Genomic DNA, 17,108 nt, shown 5'->3' on the forward strand with positions numbered 1-17,108 from the left:
TAACATATGTTTGTATTGAAAATTAAGTGACCATGCGACAAATCGTTCTGGATACCGAAACCACCGGCCTCAACCCGCGCACCGGCGACCGCGTCATCGAAATCGGTTGCGTCGAGTTGCTGAACCGGCGCCTGACCGGCAATAACTTCCATCGCTACATCAACCCCGAGCGCGATTCGGAAGAAGGCGCGCTGGCAGTCCACGGCCTGACCACCGCCTTCCTCAGCGACAAGCCGAAGTTCGCCGAAATATTCGACGAGCTGCGCGAGTACACCCGCGGCGCCCAGGTCATCATCCACAACGCCCCGTTCGACCTGGGCTTCCTCGACGCCGAATACAAGCTGCTAGGCAAGGGCACGTTTTCCGGCGATGTCGCCGGCGTCATCGACACCCTGGTGCAAGCCAAGGAAATGTATCCAGGCAAACGCAATTCGCTGGATGCCCTGTGCGACCGCTACGGCATCTCTAACGCCCACCGCACCTTGCACGGCGCCTTGCTTGACTCCGAATTGCTGGCCGAGGTGTACCTGGCGATGACGCGCGGCCAGAACAGTTTCAGCATCGACCTTGGGGCAGGGCACGGCGATGCGGACGGCGGCGGTGCGGCGCTGGAACTGCTGCCGCTGGCGGAGATCGTGGTGCGCACGGCGAACGCGGAAGAACTGGCCGAGCATGAGCTGCTGCTCAACGGTTTGGACAAGGATGCCAAAGGCGCCTGCATATGGCGCCAGCCGGCGGCAGATGCAACGGAAAACCCGCCGCAAAACTGATCTTGTAAAAAATTCACACAAGACACTAGCCACGAACGAGATTTGCCATTATAATTTCGCTTCTTTAGGCGCGTAGCTCAGCTGGTTAGAGCACTACCTTGACATGGTAGGGGTCGTTGGTTCGAGTCCAATCGTGCCTACCAGTATTCTCAACGTTTGCGGGGATGCTGGGACAAATTCGGGACAAATTCGAATTTGTTTGTAAGTGAATATCAGTGGAATGGAAGCGCAGTACGGCTTCCATTTTTGCTTTCTCCCTCCCGCGATCTGCGGAATCAATCCACTTTGCATAGACCGTAAATAGCATTTTTGCATTTGCATGCCCTAGCTGGCGGCTGATGTACGTCGGGTTCACGCCGGCCATTAATGCTGTTGTCGCGTAAGTGTGCCGGGTTTGGTAAGCGCGGCGTGTGCGAATCCCCAAACGTTTCAACGTTGGCTTCCAGTAATGGTCCCTCTGGCTGCGTTCGTCATGCCATGGCTTCTCGGTAACCGGGTTCTCAAATATCTCCGCCGATTTCATATAAGTGAAGGATTTTTGCGCCTGAAGCACCGCAATTGCTCGGTCAACCAGGTCGACGTCACGAATTTCATGCGTTTTTAGGCTTTTGAGCTGCCCCATAAAAGTTCTCGCCTGTTCGACCCTAACGGTGCCGTGATTCCAGTCGACGTCTCCCCAGCGCAGTGCGATCAGTTCTTCTGGCCGCATGCCCGTCATAAATGCGAATTCAAAATAATTCGCTATCCGACGATCATAGTGTTCGCGCATGCTTGAGAGAATCCACTCCATCTCTTCTGTAGTGAGCGGATCCGGCGCAGCTTTCTGATGTTTGCCATTCTCAATACCTTGCATTGGATTGACGAGCTCATGTATTTCCCGTCCTGCCAAGGTAAAGACACCTCTAAGTGGAATCAGATAATTATTGCAAAGCTTCGCGCTTGGCCAAGGATGCGAGCCAACGATCGCTACAATTTTTCCGTAACTCAGGGTTTCGATCGGGCTGTCGGCGCCAAGCTTGCTCTGCCAGAATTTCAGTGCATTTGAATATTGCGAGAGCGTGGCAGCCGCCAGTCGACCTTTGGTCTTAAGCCACATGTCGCACATGGCCCCAAACGTTCTGACTGTGGAGCCCATTTTCTCGGCATTGGGTGAATTCGGGAAAAACTCGCCATAGACAAAATTGCCCATCTGGATCTTGTGTTTGATCTGATCGACCAGCCGCTCCGCGAATTTGATGTTCGGTGCGGTCGGTCTCAAGTCGAGCGTCTCCCTACAACGACGCAACCGCCAGCTAAAAGACACGCGAATTGATGCTTCGCGAATCTCTACGCCGTTACCTTTACGCCCTCTACCCATTTGTAATACTCCTGCATATTCATGTTTATGTGGCCGTCTGGCGCACGACGGTAGTGAATTCCCTCAACCCAGATACCGTCTCGATTTTTCGCCGAACGGCTTTGTCGGTATATCCGGTGAGGGTGCAAAACACCGGTATTAGTACTAAGTGTACGTGGATGCCGGTCACTGCCGTCATCTCACTTTACCAGTACTTCTGCGACATTTCACAACTTGCACAAAGGAGGCCGCATCCTTCTCTCCGATGCGCGACTCGCGTTGCGGCGCGGCCAATGCAGCGTCGTCAATGTACTTAACTGGGTTTGTTGTCATGATAGGATTCTCGAATAATTAGTACTAACAGGGAGGCGGGAATGGCAACAGGTCAAATTGAAGATTTTTTCAAGGCAATGAAGGAGCGTCGCACCAGCGTCATATTTGCCGGTATCACGGCCGCTTGTATTTTTTTGTGGGCCTTCGTGGATTGGGCGACGCCTGCGGATGCCATTAAGGGACACTCCGTTCTGTTCGCGAAAATGGCTCTGGTCGCCGTGGGCGTAATTGCGTTTCTTGCTATCTGGGTCTATTTTCTGTATCCCAGGTATGAATGGGATGCTCAATTGCAGTGCTTTAAGCGAAAAAAAGACGGATTGTTTGTTTGTCCGTCGTGCCAAGGATCGAATATTGAAACGGTTTTGCGCCGCGGCTACCAGTTCTATAGTTGTCCGCGAACCGGGTGTACTGCCCGGCTGGCTCACAAGCAGGACAAATAAATGTCGCCGAATGAGCGAGAGCATACTAACGCGGTCTGATGTTGTGGCCCCTCTAGCAATCTCGCGCTTATGGGCGAAGTTAGATTTCATATCAGTACTGCTCAATTCCTGCAAGCGCCTTGATTTCTCTCGTAGTCATACCTGTCGCTTCATGCAGCTTCACCAACAACGTTGGCCCAACGGGTAGAACGTTGTTGCGAACTTTGCTGATCACTGGCGCTGCCACCTTGAGTACTCGAGCAAGCGCTGCGTCATTCTCTAAATTTTGATTTGAGATCACGACGTCCAGCATATGGGCAGGGTTGTTGGTCGTATGATTAATTTGCATAGCATTTCTCAGTAGTTGGATTTGTGTTTGAATGTAGTGGGCTCAGTTTTTACTGACTTAACTCGGATTGGTAGGCGCGTTCAAATGCCAACTTGCTTTGCCCTTCGTCTGGCCAGCTATCTGCGTTACAGAGATCCGCGCGCTGGGTTTGTATATCTGCTTCGATTTCTTCTGCAGTAGGGGTGGCATACTCGCCGGCGTTAGTAGCCATTGCGTTAGCAAAGCCATATGCGGCGATGAAAGCGAAGGCGCCAAGAACGTTTCGGAAGGTACTCATTGCTGTCTATCGGATATGCCGTTGAAATCGATCGTGCCATTTAACTTTTTCCAGGTACTGACGATGCCTGAAAATGGGGCGAGCCTTCTTTTCGTCGGCTCTACATTTTGTATTGCTACGTGTGTAGCCGAGGCCGCCACCGTTCAGAAATACGCGACGCCATTGACGAGATATTTCGCTCAGCACCATGTTTGCTATGTCCCCCCCATTGCATTACCTCGTTGATTCATTTGTGTCGATCTTGAACAACAAAAGCAGATGCAAAATTTACTCCACATGTTGCTGCTTCGATAAAATAAATTATGCGCAAATGGATAAATAAATCAATGCGCGAACGAATAAATATTTTGCTTGCAGATATCTATCGGAGATGGGGGGAGCCGAATCGAGGTTTTAAGGAAAGAAAAAGAGCAGTGAGGAGATTTCAGAAAAATAGCGTAATCAAAAAAACGCCATAATTATTAGCCGTTATTCTTGTTGCTGTATGTTAATTCCGGTGCGACTATGTCTTATTGGCAATGCCGTTGGGAATTCGAAGGATAGTTGACATCCCCTGACGACCATGCTGGGAACGTCATCGGCCTAAGCTGCCGTTCACTAACTTGCTGGTTTTTTGATCAATTGATAGGTTGATCATGCTCCGAGACGATGTTAGCGGTTTTTTTTAAAGATCGTCTTGCACATTACCACTTAAATTTAGTCGCAGAACATTGGCGCTGATCGTTGGAAAACGGGGGTAACAAAAATGAATAGAACAGGGTTCTTCGCCTATACAGCAATGCCGGTCGCTCTGGGCGAAACCATCGAGAGGGCTCTCAATCAAGCGCGATCACTGAACGGATTGACTCAAATTTTCTCGTGGAAAGCTCTCGATATCGCGGGCCATTTTATACCCCTGGAGATTGAGAAGCAGCTAGAAGAGGCCAGCTACTTAGTGGCCGACATTACGTTTCTCAATTTTAATGTCACTTATGAAATCGGATTTGCAATAGGCAAGGGGAAGCGAATCTTTCTAGTTCGAAATCGGAGCTTTCAAGAGCAACCTCCTAACATAAGGGAGGTTGGCATATTTGATACGCTCGGCTATAGCGAATATGCAAATGCTGACGACCTTAGGCAGCTGGTTTCAAATTTCACTTCGGATGATCCGATCGGACTCTCAACAACATTGAATAAAAAGGCGCCTGTTTACCTTCTCGAGGCGAAACACAAGACGGATTGGATGTCCAGAGTGGTTTCTCGGGTAAAGAAGGCGCGCTATACCTTTCGAAATTTTGATCCGAATGAATCGCCTAGGCTTTCCGCTCACGACGCGATAAGTCATGTCTGTCAATCGTATGGCGTTTTGGTGCCGCTGATCTCAGCGGCACAAGACGGTGCGACTGTTCACAATTTGCGCGGCGCATTTATAGCTGGTTTGGCGGCGGGTATGGGGAAAGCTCGTTGTATATTGCAACAAGGCGATGGGCCAGTGCCGGTGGATCTTCGTGATGTTGCTGAAACGGCACAACGAATCGAAGAGGTAAATGAGATCGTAGCCGAATTTGCTTCGCGCGTTGCAGAGGCGTTTCAAGATGATCACGTTGCTTTAGATACCCCCAAGGCAACGTTCCTGCAAACGATGGATCTTGGATCGTCGTCCGCCGAAAACGAAATGCGGACGCTTGCAAAATATTATTTGGTAACGGACGCGTTTCTAAAGTCCATACGAGGTGAGGCTCATCTCGTGGTGGGTCGGAAAGGTTCAGGGAAGTCAGCTGTGTTTCTTCAGCTAAGAGACCGTGAAAGATCAAGAAATCCGAGCCAAAATATTGTTTTGGATCTCAAGCCCGAAGGTTACAAGCTTGTTAAATTCAAGGAGATGATGCTCAGTTTTATGAAGGAGGGCACGCTGCAACATACCATCACCGCATTTTGGAATTATGTATTGCTTCTCGAAATCTGCTACAAAGTGCTGGAAAAAGATGAAAAACGCCATCTTAACGATCACGATCTCTTTGACTCATACAAAAAACTTGAAGATCTCTATCATGTGCAAAAGTATTTTTCGGAAGGGGATTTTTCCGAGCGGATTGGCGCGCTGATAGAAAAAATACAAGCAAATTACAACATAAAATATGGTGGAGAGTACGACGTCGAACTTGATTCGGCACAGGTAACCGAACTGTTATATCAACACGATGTGAAGCGTCTAGAAATAGAGCTGACAAAGTACATGAAGCACAAAGGTGCTTTGTGGCTTCTGTTTGATAACGTAGATAAAGGCTGGCCGACAACCGGACTTCAACACGCGGACCTTATGATAATAAGAGGACTAATTGACGCCTCCCGCAAAATAGAACGCGAATTTTCGAAACAAGACGTTGCCGTAAGTACAGTAGTTTTTCTTCGCAATGACGTTTACGAGTTACTTGTTCAAGAAACATCTGATCGGGGCAAGGAAGGTAATGTCATGCTTGACTGGACAGATCAAGATTTGTTGCGGGAGGTAGTTCGTCTGCGCATCGTGGCCAACGGAATTAAGGATTCTCTACCTATTGAGACCGTATGGCCAATGATTTGTGTGTCTCATTATAAGGGCGAGGACAGCCTGCAATATCTGATCGATAGGTCTCTTATGAGACCAAGATTTTTGCTTAACTTGATTAACCAATGTAAAGCGTCAGCCGTAAATCATCGTCATTCTAAAATAGACGAAAGCGATATTGAAAAAGGTCTCAAAACCTTCTCCGTGGATATTCTCGCTGACGTGGAATATGAAATTAATGATATCTCTCCAAATTCTGGAGAAGTACTTTATGCATTTATTGATTCTCCAAGCATTATGGACAGTAAATGCTTGGTGGAGCTATTGGAAAGATTCGGCATTTCTTCAACGAGTACCGCCGGTGTTATTGATCTCTTGTTATGGTACGGATTTCTAGGAGTTCAAGTTGATACAGAAGAGGTCCGATATATATACGACTTTAGTTATAGCACGCGTATGTTAACGGGATTCTTGAAAGCTAAACCGAGTGCGGCCTATGTAGTAAATCCTGCGTTCTATCAAGCACTGACGATAACGAGGAAACCGTAGACGCTAGCTCTCATTTGTTCGGTTGCTGCAGTTTGCAGACAATTAGGTGTGTCAAGAATGAATGCATCTGCTTTGGATCGTGATCAGTCATTGTTGGTAAAGTGCGGCGGATTAAATATGAATATTTTATTGCGAGAAATACAAGCCAATAGCGGGAGGCTAAGCTCGCACGTAATCGTTGATTTTTGATCGACTTCCATTCTCCAAAGCGTCATTTAACGTCCGAATTAAGCGAAGAGCTAGGATGCCATAGTTATCATGCTGAAAATTAGGCATGCCTTTAATCGTCTACGAGTTTCGTGGCACGCTTCTTCTGCCAGGCGATATGTTCGATTTCTAATGCACTTTGATATTCAGGACGGATAAATTCAATCAACTCGATGTACGGAACTTCAGCAAACTGTGGACCACATGCATATGCTGCCACTTGGTAGGGAGCAAATAAGAATTCGATACAATCTTCTTTGAAAATGAATGAATTAAAATCACTCCAGTTTTGCGTTCCTAAAGCAATGCCGTTCGAATCAAGACAAACCTGATGTTCCTCTTCTGGGCTGCCGAGTTTTATGGCCATAAGCTTGTTACGGACGGAATTTTGTACGTTTAGAAAGGCTTCCGATGACGTAATGAAAATTTGTTCAAGTGACTCAATTAAGATTAAGGGGGCCATTACGAAAGAATAGGTGCAAAAATCTATATTCGGATGTGCTGCGCCCGCGCCGTACCAGTGGATTGCGTATTGAATGGTCAGAACTCTCCCTTTTATGACCGGATCGGAGCAATGCGCGTCATATGTGTTTGTTCTGCGATATTTTTCTTGGCCGAAGTTGTATTGGCTAGGAGCTTGATCGAGCATCGAACTCCTAGAGGAAAAGAGACTTTCAAGGAGTCGGCCTTGTATGTATTCTCCCGCTTCATAGAGTGCGGGGTATTTGGTTGATTGCAATCTAATAAATTGTAGTTCTGTTTCGTAGCCAGGTAATCCATCGCATATCTCTTTCTTTGTTTGAAATGACCAGGATAGTTCCTCTTTTACTTGAAGCTTTTGTGTCTCAACTCCTAGCTTGTTCAATTGCAAGTTCAGCGCTTCCACGACACCAATCATGCAATTTGACGCATTCGCCGAAATGCACTGAATTCCCTGCAATTGATCTGGTATGAGAATCCCGTCGTCCAGCATTACAGGGATGAGGTAGATGTCATCAATAAGTTTTTCAGAAAGCTTATCTAGCGCGATCTTTATTTCTCTTTGCGCATAGCCCCTTCTGTTTATTGAATTCTCGGATAAAAATGCAATTACAATACTTGCTTTGTCAAGTGCACGTTTGATTTCAAAGTCCCAGTTCTGGCCGGGTTTTAGTCTTTTGCAGTCATACCAGACGTTAAATCCACTCTTCTCCAATGATTCGAAAAATGGAGTTACGCGATGCTGATCCGGTTTTGCATAACTTAGGAAAACTTGAGGAGGGTCTTGATCATGCATATTAGTCTCTTCTTCTATCTGGGGACATCCGTTCTAAGGCCCTACCCTGGATCAGCGATCATGTAGGTGTGATCCTGCTCAATTGCTTGACCGGCTGCGAAGCTACTTGTATCACTGTCAACATCGATTGGATCGTGGCAAGAATGTGCTGTCAATGCAATATTAAATCTACGGAGGGACTTTAACGTCCAAAAAGACTCTGACTGACACTCTGGACGACTGCCTATGTCTGTGGACGGGCAAAAAAAGAACGTTCACGGTTAGCCAAAACGTTAGAATCAAGCGGCGCCACATTGTAGCGTCTGCTTGCGCGAACTGTCAGACATCCTTCCTTGCCACCCATTGAGTGTGTTCACGTGAGAACGCATTCTCCGCGTCACCGACAAATAACGAAAACTCTGTATCACTGTTAGGTAGAGACGCCTGCTCTCGTATTAAACTTATCTCATGTGCAGCCAGCGCGTAAGATGCCGCAAGTTCAGAGAACCTTTTGGCCTGCATCCAGCTCAGTAGGCTGGCAGCGGCGGCGACGAAAACATCTGTCGGCCAGAACGGAATTTCCACCAATTTGATCCTTAGGATTGCGCAGAGAATAGCTGCTCCATTTGTCGCTATCAGAACCCAGAAGAAGCCGTTGGAAGTACGTCTATTAAAGGCTGCTTTTTTTGCGTACCAAGTGAGTTGGTTCTTGATGCGGCCGGTCGCGTAGGCCATCTTCCTCTCATCAAGCGGATGCGCACGCATCTGGGTCATGACACTGGATATCTGTGACGCCTCCAGGTAATCAGAGAGGGACTGTGCGACGTCCTTATTTTGGTCCACTATAGCCTGCAACCTCTTTTGGAAGTCGCCTCTTGCCGTCACGTCGTCACCTTGGAACGGCTCTGCGCGACAGACGTAACGCCAGGTGATAGTCTTGATCGACTCTGCAACTGCCCGGCTGGCGTACCAGTAACGCTCAGGACGCCTCGCGAACAAATAGATCGAACAAGACATGGCCCCTAGTAAGACCAACAATTGGAACATCGCAACTGACCAGTGTGGGATGTTCGTGATCGACAGAATTGCAGTTATCACCAATAAGGCTAGATTCACTTTTAATGCGCGGAAGAAGTACGTTTGGTACTCGAGTGAACGATTGTTGGCAGACCTGTATAAGGCCGGAAAATCTTGCTCTTGCATATATCTGCCTCTTAGTTAATAGCCGAGCCGAGCATAAATCTCGTCCTTGTAATGGTAATCGTCATTCGGCGCCATCTGGTAGTTCGTCAATGCATACGCAACTATTTTGGGAGAGAACGGGACGAAGATTGCGCCGATATTTCTGATGATTGGCGGACAGACAGCATCAACGACTTGCCTGGATTTATCGAGATTGATACCGATAATTCTGCACTTCTTTTCAAGTGCAACTTCCATCTCCCAGCGGACATACTTGTGCCTTGATCTAGTATCCCGTCCAATCAGCACTGCAAACGTACCGGCCATGTTGATGCGTTCTCGGCACTTGCGCTTGATGTATGCTTCGTCTTCCGAGTTGATTTCGCTACCAAGCTGGCAATTTGTGAAATCGAAGTCAATATGCTCGTTCGCTTTCCAGGCCAGCATCAGCCGATAATAGTGAATATCGGTACTGCTGAAACTGACAAATGTCCTTGGTAATGGCATTTTTTTCCTCTTATTTCTTGGGCTAGATACGGGGGCGCTAATGTAGAGCTAAGCGGTGCCACGCGATTTTGGCGCGCAGCATCCTGTTAGAATTCCTCGTCGGCCTTTCGGTAGAATTCAGGTGAGTTAGCGAAAAAGGAGTCGCTCCATATATTGCAATCTAATATTCTTGCGCTGACATTTGTTCCCTGGTGTGCATACCAACTGTAGCCGTCATGTAAAGCGTCACACAGTTCCTGTTCGGTGAAGGTGGGTGTCTCTCCGTGGTGATGAATCAAATCGATTGAGATGTTAATATTGCCGCGCTTGTCGTCATGCCATATCTTTCGCAGTTGAAGAAATTCTTTATCTGTTACTTTTGCCTCAAGTGCTTGCACATCCTCATAGACTTCCTCGAAAAACTGCTTGAACCCGGCGTGGACGTCACCGCTCCGAGCGCAGAGGTGAATAAACTGATTGCGATAGCGGAGCGTCGCTAGCGATGGATCAGGTGTGTAGCTAATAACAATGCCCTCTAAAGAGTCATTTGTGGGTTTGTATTCAACCGCATCTTTTTTCGGTTTCCACGCTAGAGCGCGATCAGAGTCGGCCAATACGGCGAGGATGGTCTTATGAATTGCAGTCTCAAGTTGCTTTGCCCAATCTACTTTGGCACGGTCATAGACGATTACCCGAAGATGTCGATAATCAAACGGGACATCGGTCACCGACTGCGTGATGATAATTGCAGGTTTTTGCAGTGCGTGCGCAACGCCTAGTTCATAGTTCACGTTCGGATTCTTTCCGGTGACATCGCATAGAACCAGTGTCGCACTTGAAATTGCAGCGAATATGTCATCGATAATAGCGCCTGTGTTGTAAACCTCGTCACCACGAATGGGTTGGAGATCAGCTTTGGCAATTGCAGGTTGATAAATTTTTTCGTAGTAATCATCAAACGGATCGCCAAATGGTGAAACAACGAAGCAGAATGGGTTCATAAGATTTGGTTGAGTCTTTAACTTAGTGTGAAAGATTTCTGCTTAGTCTCAGCTAGCTGGTGCCGCTGGCTGATCCGGACTTGAACTACTCTTTGTATTGGATCAAATTTGAGCTAGTTAATGTTCAGGTTTGTCTTAAATGCAAGCATCTTTGGGTCGTCAATTAACAACCGGTTAATCGGGTCCTTTTAATGGCAACCTGGTGCAACGATTTCCGTCCTCTGCCCACTTTGTGAGAAATGTCTTCCCACCCGCGTCCTGGGATAGACAAAATTCAACACGAAAACGCACTTTGGTCTCGATGTCGGCATAGTACGGGACGTCGTATTGGAGCGGCGTCGGCGCTGTCGCCGTCACCCCAGTGCGCCACGATGTCCCATACTTGACGCAACGTTCAGCGCTGGCCGGCAATGCCTCCGTGCCGTGCTCGTCGTCTATCCGCCATGCCGTCGTTGTTCCTCGATTGCTCTTTACTGTCAGTGTCTGGCCAGCCGGTGTCGGTTTGTCGTCCGCCATGGTCGCAAAAAAACAAGGCGTGTCGTCCTTTAGTATTACCTGTGCCGGCGCCGAGTATCCGCGCGATGTTGCTGTCGACTGATTTGTACAGCCGAGGCCCGTCGCTAGCAAGCAAACGCTTAGTCCTATCCATGCTAGGTTTGTGAGCGCCATTCGGTCATTCCTCAATTTTGGTTGAGTTGGGTAACAAGGAAACATCGGAGGGATTCTTTATAAAGCCAGTCAGTATCTTTTGCAAGAATGGCAGATTCGTCACGTGGGTACGGTGGGTTGCCGTGTTTTCCGACAAGTACACCGCGTCGAAATAGTGGGAAACCAAATCACCTTGCTGCTCCATGTTGAAATCTGTCATGGATTTATCGCCATCTTTGGCCGGGTCGTATACGTACGCTCGCGGAGTGTCTTGCCCTGGGGCGTACTTATATCCGCCTTTGATCTGAATTTTTATGCCGCCCCATTTGACGCTATAGCCTAGCTGGTACTGCCAGACGTGCGTCATTTCGTGGATAAACCATATCCGGAACGTATCGTCCAAAGTTGAAAAATCCGGCTTGTAGTAATCCTTCGGGAAATACATTTCGCCGTTGGGCGTCATTGCATTTGAGCCGGCGCCAACCATGTAGGCGCCGTTGTGAACTTTGACCTTAGAGTAATCCACCGAGGTACCGAATACCTTCTTGGCCAAATCGATCTCGCCTGGTGTCAACGGCCGGACTTTTTCTTCCACTTTGTGTTCTATCACCGATGAGCCAAGGGCGCTCGCGTTTGTTTTGACGCCACTCAATTCGACGTCGATACCACCTTCACCACCACCGCCAGAATTCTCAGCTTGCCGGGAGCAACAAAATGCCACGTTCGGCAGCAAGTTAGCCTGCGTGATCGTACGCGGTTCTGGCGTTGTGATCCGCTCAGTTTTGCCATCGGCATCCGTTGTTCCGGTAACCTTGCTGCCGTCATCAAGCGTCAATGTATAAGCCGCGCCAGCCAGCACCGTCCCTGAACCTAGCAGGAATTTAATCTGCTCGTCGTAGCGATGCGTTTGAGCCGCTGGCTGATTGCCGGCCATAGATACGCTGGCGGCAGAGGCGGCAGCTGGAGGCGGAACGACACCTTGAGACTCTGCCTGGTCGTCGTAGGTCGCAGTTTGGTGAAGATTGGACACGAGTTTCGGATGGACGGGGCATCCGCAGATAACAATATCGTTCTCCAGCGCCACTTCGCCCATGAAGTCCATCCTGCGCGGACCACCTGCCTTGGCGATGACTCCCACGCCTTTGCAGGCCAGGCAGGTTGCCTGCCCCCCGATTAGCGCAACTTTGTGGTCAGCATCACCAACTGAAAAAGTTGAGTTCGCATTCGGCAGAATTACGCCGCTAGTAGTCGTCTTGTCGCCTACAACGACGATCTTCCTCAAAGCCATGATTATTCCTGTTGAATTGCTATTAAACCAATTTAACAGAATATTGCTTAAGCGCAAAATATTGCAATAGTGCTCAGATGGGTTTGTGATCACTGAGATACGGCTTCAGCTTCGCGCTCAAAAATACCAAGTGAGCAGATTCTGGCTTTTCTGATGAGATTGCTTAAAGTAAGCATGGTATTCGTTCATATATTGAACTTGAACCGACCGATCATCCTACTTGCGATTGAACAGCGCACGGGAATTACCGCTGAGCGGTCGCAGAACTTTATTCACTCATGATGCATCAGGGTGATAAATAACGGCCACAAATGGAATTGAGCGTAGTCTATACATGGCACTTCTTATGTGAAGGAAATACTGGCAAGTGCAAGTGCTTCGAGCAACGCCGGAGGGCGTTGCTGGTTCTGTTGATTACTTGGCGTCAGCAGTCTTGGAGTAATCGTTTACGTAAGGAATGGCGACCCAGCGGTATCCCTTCCCATCCTGGCGCAGGTGGCCAATACCGGGAAACGAGATATGGTCGCCAGCGACCCAGTAACGCCCCTTGACGGCATCGGTAAAGGCAGCCTTGCGCGTCGCCGCTGCCTTGGCGGGATCGACGTCGAATGCGATCGTGACAGCCGGGTCTGGCATCTGGACATCGGCCACGTGCACGAGGTCGCCCCAGAAGAGCAATTTGTCGCCCTTGCTCTGAATCTCATAAAAACTGTGGCCCGGTGTATGGCCCGGACTGGCAATCGAGCGAATGCCGGGAAACAGCTGGGTCGTTCCGTCGAAGATCTGCACTTTTTCGGCATCCACATAAGGCTTCACCTTGGCAAGCGCCTCATCGAAATACTTCTTGTCTGCAGCCGATGCCTGTTCCCGGTTCACAGGGCTGAGCCAGTAATCACGTTCCCGTCTATCCATGTGCAAGGTAGCATGTGGAAACACCATGCGGGCGCCATCCATCAGGCCGCCAGTATGGTCTGTGTGAATGTGGGTGACCAGAATATCGGTGATTTGTTCCGGCATGACGCCGGCGGCTTTCAAGCTCGCTTCCAGCTTGTTAAGGGTAGGACCGAGCAGTTCACCGGTTCCTGCATCGACCAGCATCAGCCGTGCATTCGATTTGAGCAGGTAAGCGTTGATCGATGTGTTGACTGATGATGCGATTTGATAGGCCTCGCCGAGCCGCTTTTCAACTTCGCCGGGATGGGTGTTGGTCAGCAGGCTCAACGCTGGGATCGGCAAGGTGCCGTCCGACAGTGCTGTGATTTCGACATCGCCGAGCTGCATCCGGTAGTAGCCAGCTTGGGTCTGCGATAAATTCGGTTGCTGCGTCTGCGCGTAAGTGCTGGTGTACGCGGCCCCGACGCTGACCATAATCGTTGCTGCAATGAGTTTGCGAAGTAAGTGGGACATGTTGTTCCTTGATGGTGAATGAGGGAATCTAAAACATCAACTTGCAGACAGCAGGGGACGCTCGTCAGACATTTTGGGGAAACATGGCACGCCGAGCTTCTTCGTCGAAGTCGGTTTTCAGTAGCAGTTTTTCCTTGAGCGCTTGGGCACGCACTGCCGCCGGGCGCGCCGAGATTTCGTCAAGCACGCGCTGTACATGCGGATAATCGCGCAGTCCCTGCTCTCCAAAAATGTAACCGGCGGAAATGCCCCAGCCCCACAGGGCCATGTCGGCAATCGTGTAAGCATCACCGGCCAAGTAAGGAGACACTGCCAGGCGCTCATCAAGTACGCGGTAATGGCGCGCGACTTCTTTCACGTAACGATTGCGGGCATACGGGAGAACTTCAGGGGCGTAATGCAGGAAGTGCGCCGCCTGACCCGAAAATGGCGATAGTCCGGTGGCGACAAACATCAGCCATGCCAGCATCTCGGCGCGCCCAGCGCTGCTGTCCGGCAGGAATTTTCCGTGCTTCTCGGCCAGGTAGAGCAGGATGGCGTGGGAATCGAAGACGCGCACGCCGTCGTCCACCAACGCCGGCACTTTGCCATTCGGATTAATTGCCAGGAATGCCGGCGCATGTTGCTGCCCCTTGAGCGTATCGACTGCGACCAGTTCGTACGGCATTTGCAGCTCTTCCAGCAACAATGCTGCCTTGATCGGATTGGGGGTAGGATGAAAATAGAATGTAAGCATGAAAATTCTTTCGTGTGTTTAGGGGAGTCAGGCTCAGCATGGTGCCGTGTTCTCGCCAGCGAACCAAGGGGGCTGCTACTAATTGACTATTCCATCTTGAGCAACAAAGTGGCAGAATATGTATTTGGTTACGGATGGTGAGAGCATGGCCTTGGATAAATTATTAGCCATGCAAACGTTCGTCCAAGTCGTCGATGCCGGCACGTTCACCCGCGCGGCCGATGTCATGCATATGCCGAAATCGACCGTCACACGCATGGTGCAAGCCCTGGAAAAGGACGTTGGCGCCAAATTACTGCATCGGACCACCCGGCAATTGAGTGTGACGCAGGAAGGGGCTATTTATTACGAGGGCGCACTGCGCCTGATAAACGAACTTGGGCAATTGGAACATCGTGTGGCGGGTGCCACTGCAGTGCCAATTGGCCGGATCAAGGTCGAGGCGCCGGGTGCGATTGTGTACAGCGTCTTGCTTCCCGGATTGCCTGCTTTTTTTGAGCGCTATCCGCAGGTACAAGTCGAACTCGGCGTCGGAAACCGCACAATCGACCTCATTGCTGACCACGTCGATTGCGTGATACGGCTCGGACCGATCATGAACGAGATGCTGGTTGCCCGGCCGCTTGGGTCGATCCCCATGATTACTTGCGCTAGCGCTGGGTATCTGGCGCGATGCGGCGTGCCCAACGATTTGAACGATGTGGCGAAGCACCACACACTGATCCAGATCGTTGCACCGAGCTCTGGCCGCACCTTCATCAATACGCTAGCACATGATGGTGCAGAGGCAACTATCGAAGGCCGTTACCAAATCGCCGTCAATGATTCGACGGCGGCGCTCATTGCTGGGGTAGCCGGTCTGGGAATCGTCACTACCTATGAGTTTCTTGTGCGCCCCTACCTGGAATCCGGCGTATTGCAGCGCGTACTGCCGGAATGGCAGGGCGAGATCGTTCAGGCCCATGTTGCTTATCCTCTAAACCGCCACCTGCCGTCCAAGCTGCGCGTGTTCGTCGAATGGGTCGTTGAACTGTTTCAGCAACGGGCATAAAACCTGTCCTCGTGTATGAATCAGGCTTCCTGGTGTGCTGCTTGCCGATGAATCGCTGAGGCGAAAATGTCAGCCGTCCATGACTCTCTAAGCGCTCGGGCGAACAGCATTTGCTGGCTTTCCGGCGCAAGGCCGCCCACCGGCGGGTCATTGTCAAGGTTCGTGGGAAACGGATAGCCCTCGGCGCAGGATGCAATGGCTGCATTGGCTTCAGCTTCAGTCATCTTTGACGTCGCGAGCTTGTCCAGTAGGACCGGATACAAGACCTCGCACATTCTTGCCCGATTCAGCGACTCCATTGCACGGCCGTAGGCTGAGGAAATCTGCAGCAGATTGGCCATGCGCTGAACGCCTGCGGTCCGGTTCGCTCCTGCCGCGTGAAAGAGTGCGGGACTGAAGAAGATTACGTCGCCTTTCTCGAGGGGCAGCTGGACATGGTTGGCCTCAAAGTAGTCTCGAAAATCCTGGCGCCGCCATGCAAGATAGCCTTCAGCGTATCGCTGCGAGAACGGCAGCAGCTTGGTGGGGCCGCTTTCCACGGGCATGTCGCTGTGGGCGACGGCGCCTTGCAGCGTCAAGAAGGGCGACATCGTATGGACGTGCGCCGGATAACGTTCGGCCTGGGCGACGCTCTGGAATCCCAGGTGATAGTCTCGGTGTGCCTGTTGCGCATCTCCGCCGGGGCGCACGACGTTCACCTGCGACGTCATCTGGTAGCAGGGCCCTAGCCATGCTTCCGCTGCTGCAACCAGCATTGGGTTTGAGTAGTAACGGGCGAACACGGACGGAGCGCGCAAACAGAGTTTTTGCTGCGCATTCCATATCCTGTCGTTGGCTCCCGCCTTTGCGAAATGATCGGCGGCAGCTGCGCCAGTTTCCCGCTCGTTGCGGATGATCGCTTCAAAGACCGCTGTCGCATCGTCAATCTGCGCGGGATCAGGAAAGGCGCGCTTCAACACCAGCACGCCCGCGCCGTGGTTCAGGACCTCCACCCACTCATCTTGCAGAGCGGCGCGGCTGGCTGCGTCGTCGAGCAGGCGCCCCAACTCGGCACAGTCGTAAATCGGCACGTGCTGCCATACTTCGCGGGCGTATTCGAGCTGAACGCCGTCGCGGCGGTCCTGCAAGACTGCGAGAAAGTCGCGCAGCGAGCAATCCTGCTCCCGATATCGCCGGCGTCGGTTTTCATCTGAGTGCAAGTGGGCTTGATCCATGGTGTTTCCTCACGTAGTCCCTCATGTAGTTCCTCATGTAGTTCTTCAATCATACCCATCCTGCGGCGGCTTG

15 protein-coding genes, 1 tRNA gene and 2 pseudogenes are annotated in these 17,108 nt (G+C 50.4%); 6 read left to right on the plus strand and 12 right to left on the minus strand.

Annotated features, from left to right (window positions below; translation table 11 throughout):
* The first annotated feature begins 32 nt into the window (after window positions 1-32).
* Together dnaQ and CFter6_RS08525 are read left to right on the plus strand one after the other, a co-directional pair.
* Window positions 33-770 carry a DNA polymerase III subunit epsilon gene (gene dnaQ, locus CFter6_RS08520; protein ID WP_061539564.1) on the plus strand — a complete coding sequence of 246 codons (738 nt, stop codon included), beginning with the start codon at window positions 33-35 and terminating at the stop codon, window positions 768-770.
* 66 nt (window positions 771-836) lie between these two features.
* A tRNA-Val gene (locus CFter6_RS08525) sits at window positions 837-913 on the plus strand.
* Window positions 914-1,065: 152 nt separating this feature from the next.
* On the opposite strand, the pseudogene CFter6_RS26925 reads toward CFter6_RS08525, so the two are convergent.
* Window positions 1,066-1,623, minus strand: a pseudogene (locus CFter6_RS26925) (site-specific integrase); the annotation flags it as partial.
* Between CFter6_RS26925 and CFter6_RS08530 the strand changes: the two are divergent.
* Window positions 1,597-1,815, plus strand: coding sequence for a hypothetical protein (locus CFter6_RS08530; protein WP_061539565.1), 219 nt, complete (start codon window positions 1,597-1,599; stop codon window positions 1,813-1,815). The pseudogene CFter6_RS26925 and the gene CFter6_RS08530 overlap by 27 nt on opposite strands.
* A 162-nt stretch (window positions 1,816-1,977) precedes the next feature.
* On the opposite strand, the pseudogene CFter6_RS26930 reads toward CFter6_RS08530, so the two are convergent.
* Window positions 1,978-2,127 (minus strand): annotated as a pseudogene (locus CFter6_RS26930) (Arm DNA-binding domain-containing protein); the annotation flags it as partial.
* Between the two features lie 353 nt (window positions 2,128-2,480).
* Between CFter6_RS26930 and CFter6_RS08535 the strand changes: the two are divergent.
* Window positions 2,481-2,879 (plus strand): hypothetical protein, encoded by a 399-nt coding sequence (locus tag CFter6_RS08535; RefSeq protein ID WP_061539566.1) that lies wholly within the window; start codon window positions 2,481-2,483, stop codon window positions 2,877-2,879.
* Between the two features lie 91 nt (window positions 2,880-2,970).
* Here CFter6_RS08535 and CFter6_RS08540 read toward each other — a convergent pair whose 3' ends face one another.
* Window positions 2,971-3,207, minus strand: coding sequence for a hypothetical protein (locus CFter6_RS08540; RefSeq protein ID WP_061539567.1), 237 nt, complete (start codon window positions 3,205-3,207; stop codon window positions 2,971-2,973).
* 49 nt (window positions 3,208-3,256) lie between these two features.
* Window positions 3,257-3,484, minus strand: a complete 228-nt coding sequence (locus tag CFter6_RS08545) for a hypothetical protein (protein WP_061539568.1) — start codon at window positions 3,482-3,484, stop codon at window positions 3,257-3,259.
* A gap of 745 nt (window positions 3,485-4,229) precedes the next feature.
* On the opposite strand from CFter6_RS08545, the gene CFter6_RS08550 reads away from it, so the two are divergent.
* Window positions 4,230-6,560, plus strand: coding sequence for a P-loop ATPase, Sll1717 family (locus CFter6_RS08550; RefSeq protein WP_061539569.1), 2,331 nt, complete (start codon window positions 4,230-4,232; stop codon window positions 6,558-6,560).
* A gap of 280 nt (window positions 6,561-6,840) precedes the next feature.
* Here the strand turns inward: CFter6_RS08550 and CFter6_RS08555 are convergent, their stop codons facing one another.
* The 7 genes from CFter6_RS08555 to CFter6_RS08590 all read right to left on the minus strand — a co-directional run bounded on the left by CFter6_RS08555 (window position 6,841) and on the right by CFter6_RS08590 (window position 14,770).
* On the minus strand, window positions 6,841-8,043 hold the full coding sequence (locus tag CFter6_RS08555; protein WP_082814666.1) for a TIR domain-containing protein: 1,203 nt from the start codon (window positions 8,041-8,043) through the stop codon (window positions 6,841-6,843).
* 318 nt (window positions 8,044-8,361) lie between these two features.
* Window positions 8,362-9,225, minus strand: coding sequence for a DUF4231 domain-containing protein (locus CFter6_RS08560; RefSeq protein ID WP_061539571.1), 864 nt, complete (start codon window positions 9,223-9,225; stop codon window positions 8,362-8,364).
* Window positions 9,226-9,240: 15 nt separating this feature from the next.
* Window positions 9,241-9,711 (minus strand): TIR domain-containing protein, encoded by a 471-nt coding sequence (locus tag CFter6_RS08565; RefSeq protein ID WP_061539572.1) that lies wholly within the window; start codon window positions 9,709-9,711, stop codon window positions 9,241-9,243.
* 86 nt (window positions 9,712-9,797) lie between these two features.
* Complete coding sequence (locus CFter6_RS08570; RefSeq protein WP_061539573.1) at window positions 9,798-10,691, minus strand: hypothetical protein; 894 nt, start codon at window positions 10,689-10,691, stop codon at window positions 9,798-9,800.
* Window positions 10,692-11,364: 673 nt separating this feature from the next.
* Window positions 11,365-12,627, minus strand: coding sequence for a PAAR domain-containing protein (locus tag CFter6_RS08580; RefSeq protein ID WP_061539575.1), 1,263 nt, complete (start codon window positions 12,625-12,627; stop codon window positions 11,365-11,367).
* Window positions 12,628-13,041: 414 nt separating this feature from the next.
* Window positions 13,042-14,034: an MBL fold metallo-hydrolase gene (locus CFter6_RS08585; RefSeq protein ID WP_061539576.1), complete on the minus strand. Its 993-nt coding sequence runs from the start codon at window positions 14,032-14,034 to the stop codon at window positions 13,042-13,044.
* Window positions 14,035-14,098: 64 nt separating this feature from the next.
* A complete protein-coding gene (locus tag CFter6_RS08590) occupies window positions 14,099-14,770 on the minus strand; it encodes a glutathione S-transferase family protein (RefSeq protein ID WP_061539577.1) in 672 nt (223 codons plus the stop codon).
* A 145-nt stretch (window positions 14,771-14,915) separates the two neighbouring features.
* Between CFter6_RS08590 and CFter6_RS08595 the strand changes: the two genes are divergently transcribed.
* On the plus strand, window positions 14,916-15,821 hold the full coding sequence (locus CFter6_RS08595) for a LysR family transcriptional regulator (protein WP_236904576.1): 906 nt from the start codon (window positions 14,916-14,918) through the stop codon (window positions 15,819-15,821).
* 20 nt (window positions 15,822-15,841) lie between these two features.
* Here CFter6_RS08595 and CFter6_RS08600 read toward each other — a convergent pair whose 3' ends face one another.
* Entirely contained in the window at window positions 15,842-17,035 is a 1,194-nt protein-coding gene (locus tag CFter6_RS08600; protein ID WP_061539578.1) for a phytanoyl-CoA dioxygenase family protein, read from the minus strand.
* Window positions 17,036-17,108 lie beyond the last annotated feature (73 nt).

Source organism: Collimonas fungivorans (genome assembly GCF_001584145.1).
GTDB classification, from domain to species: domain Bacteria; phylum Pseudomonadota; class Gammaproteobacteria; order Burkholderiales; family Burkholderiaceae_D; genus Collimonas; species Collimonas fungivorans.

Coding starts and splice junctions, on each gene's coding strand:
- CFter6_RS08535 (WP_061539566.1), top strand. CDS start 2,481: ATGGCAACAGGTCAAATTGAAGATTTTTTCAAGGCAATGAAGGAGCGT.
- CFter6_RS08590 (WP_061539577.1), bottom strand. CDS start 14,770: ATGCTTACATTCTATTTTCATCCTACCCCCAATCCGATCAAGGCAGCA.
- CFter6_RS08550 (WP_061539569.1), top strand. CDS start 4,230: ATGAATAGAACAGGGTTCTTCGCCTATACAGCAATGCCGGTCGCTCTG.
- CFter6_RS08545 (WP_061539568.1), bottom strand. CDS start 3,484: ATGAGTACCTTCCGAAACGTTCTTGGCGCCTTCGCTTTCATCGCCGCA.
- dnaQ (WP_061539564.1), top strand. CDS start 33: ATGCGACAAATCGTTCTGGATACCGAAACCACCGGCCTCAACCCGCGC.
- CFter6_RS08560 (WP_061539571.1), bottom strand. CDS start 9,225: ATGCAAGAGCAAGATTTTCCGGCCTTATACAGGTCTGCCAACAATCGT.
- CFter6_RS08540 (WP_061539567.1), bottom strand. CDS start 3,207: ATGCAAATTAATCATACGACCAACAACCCTGCCCATATGCTGGACGTC.
- CFter6_RS08585 (WP_061539576.1), bottom strand. CDS start 14,034: ATGTCCCACTTACTTCGCAAACTCATTGCAGCAACGATTATGGTCAGC.
- CFter6_RS08580 (WP_061539575.1), bottom strand. CDS start 12,627: ATGGCTTTGAGGAAGATCGTCGTTGTAGGCGACAAGACGACTACTAGC.
- CFter6_RS08565 (WP_061539572.1), bottom strand. CDS start 9,711: ATGCCATTACCAAGGACATTTGTCAGTTTCAGCAGTACCGATATTCAC.
- CFter6_RS08530 (WP_061539565.1), top strand. CDS start 1,597: ATGTTTGCCATTCTCAATACCTTGCATTGGATTGACGAGCTCATGTAT.
- CFter6_RS08595 (WP_236904576.1), top strand. CDS start 14,916: ATGGCCTTGGATAAATTATTAGCCATGCAAACGTTCGTCCAAGTCGTC.
- CFter6_RS08600 (WP_061539578.1), bottom strand. CDS start 17,035: ATGGATCAAGCCCACTTGCACTCAGATGAAAACCGACGCCGGCGATAT.
- CFter6_RS08570 (WP_061539573.1), bottom strand. CDS start 10,691: ATGAACCCATTCTGCTTCGTTGTTTCACCATTTGGCGATCCGTTTGAT.
- CFter6_RS08555 (WP_082814666.1), bottom strand. CDS start 8,043: ATGCATGATCAAGACCCTCCTCAAGTTTTCCTAAGTTATGCAAAACCG.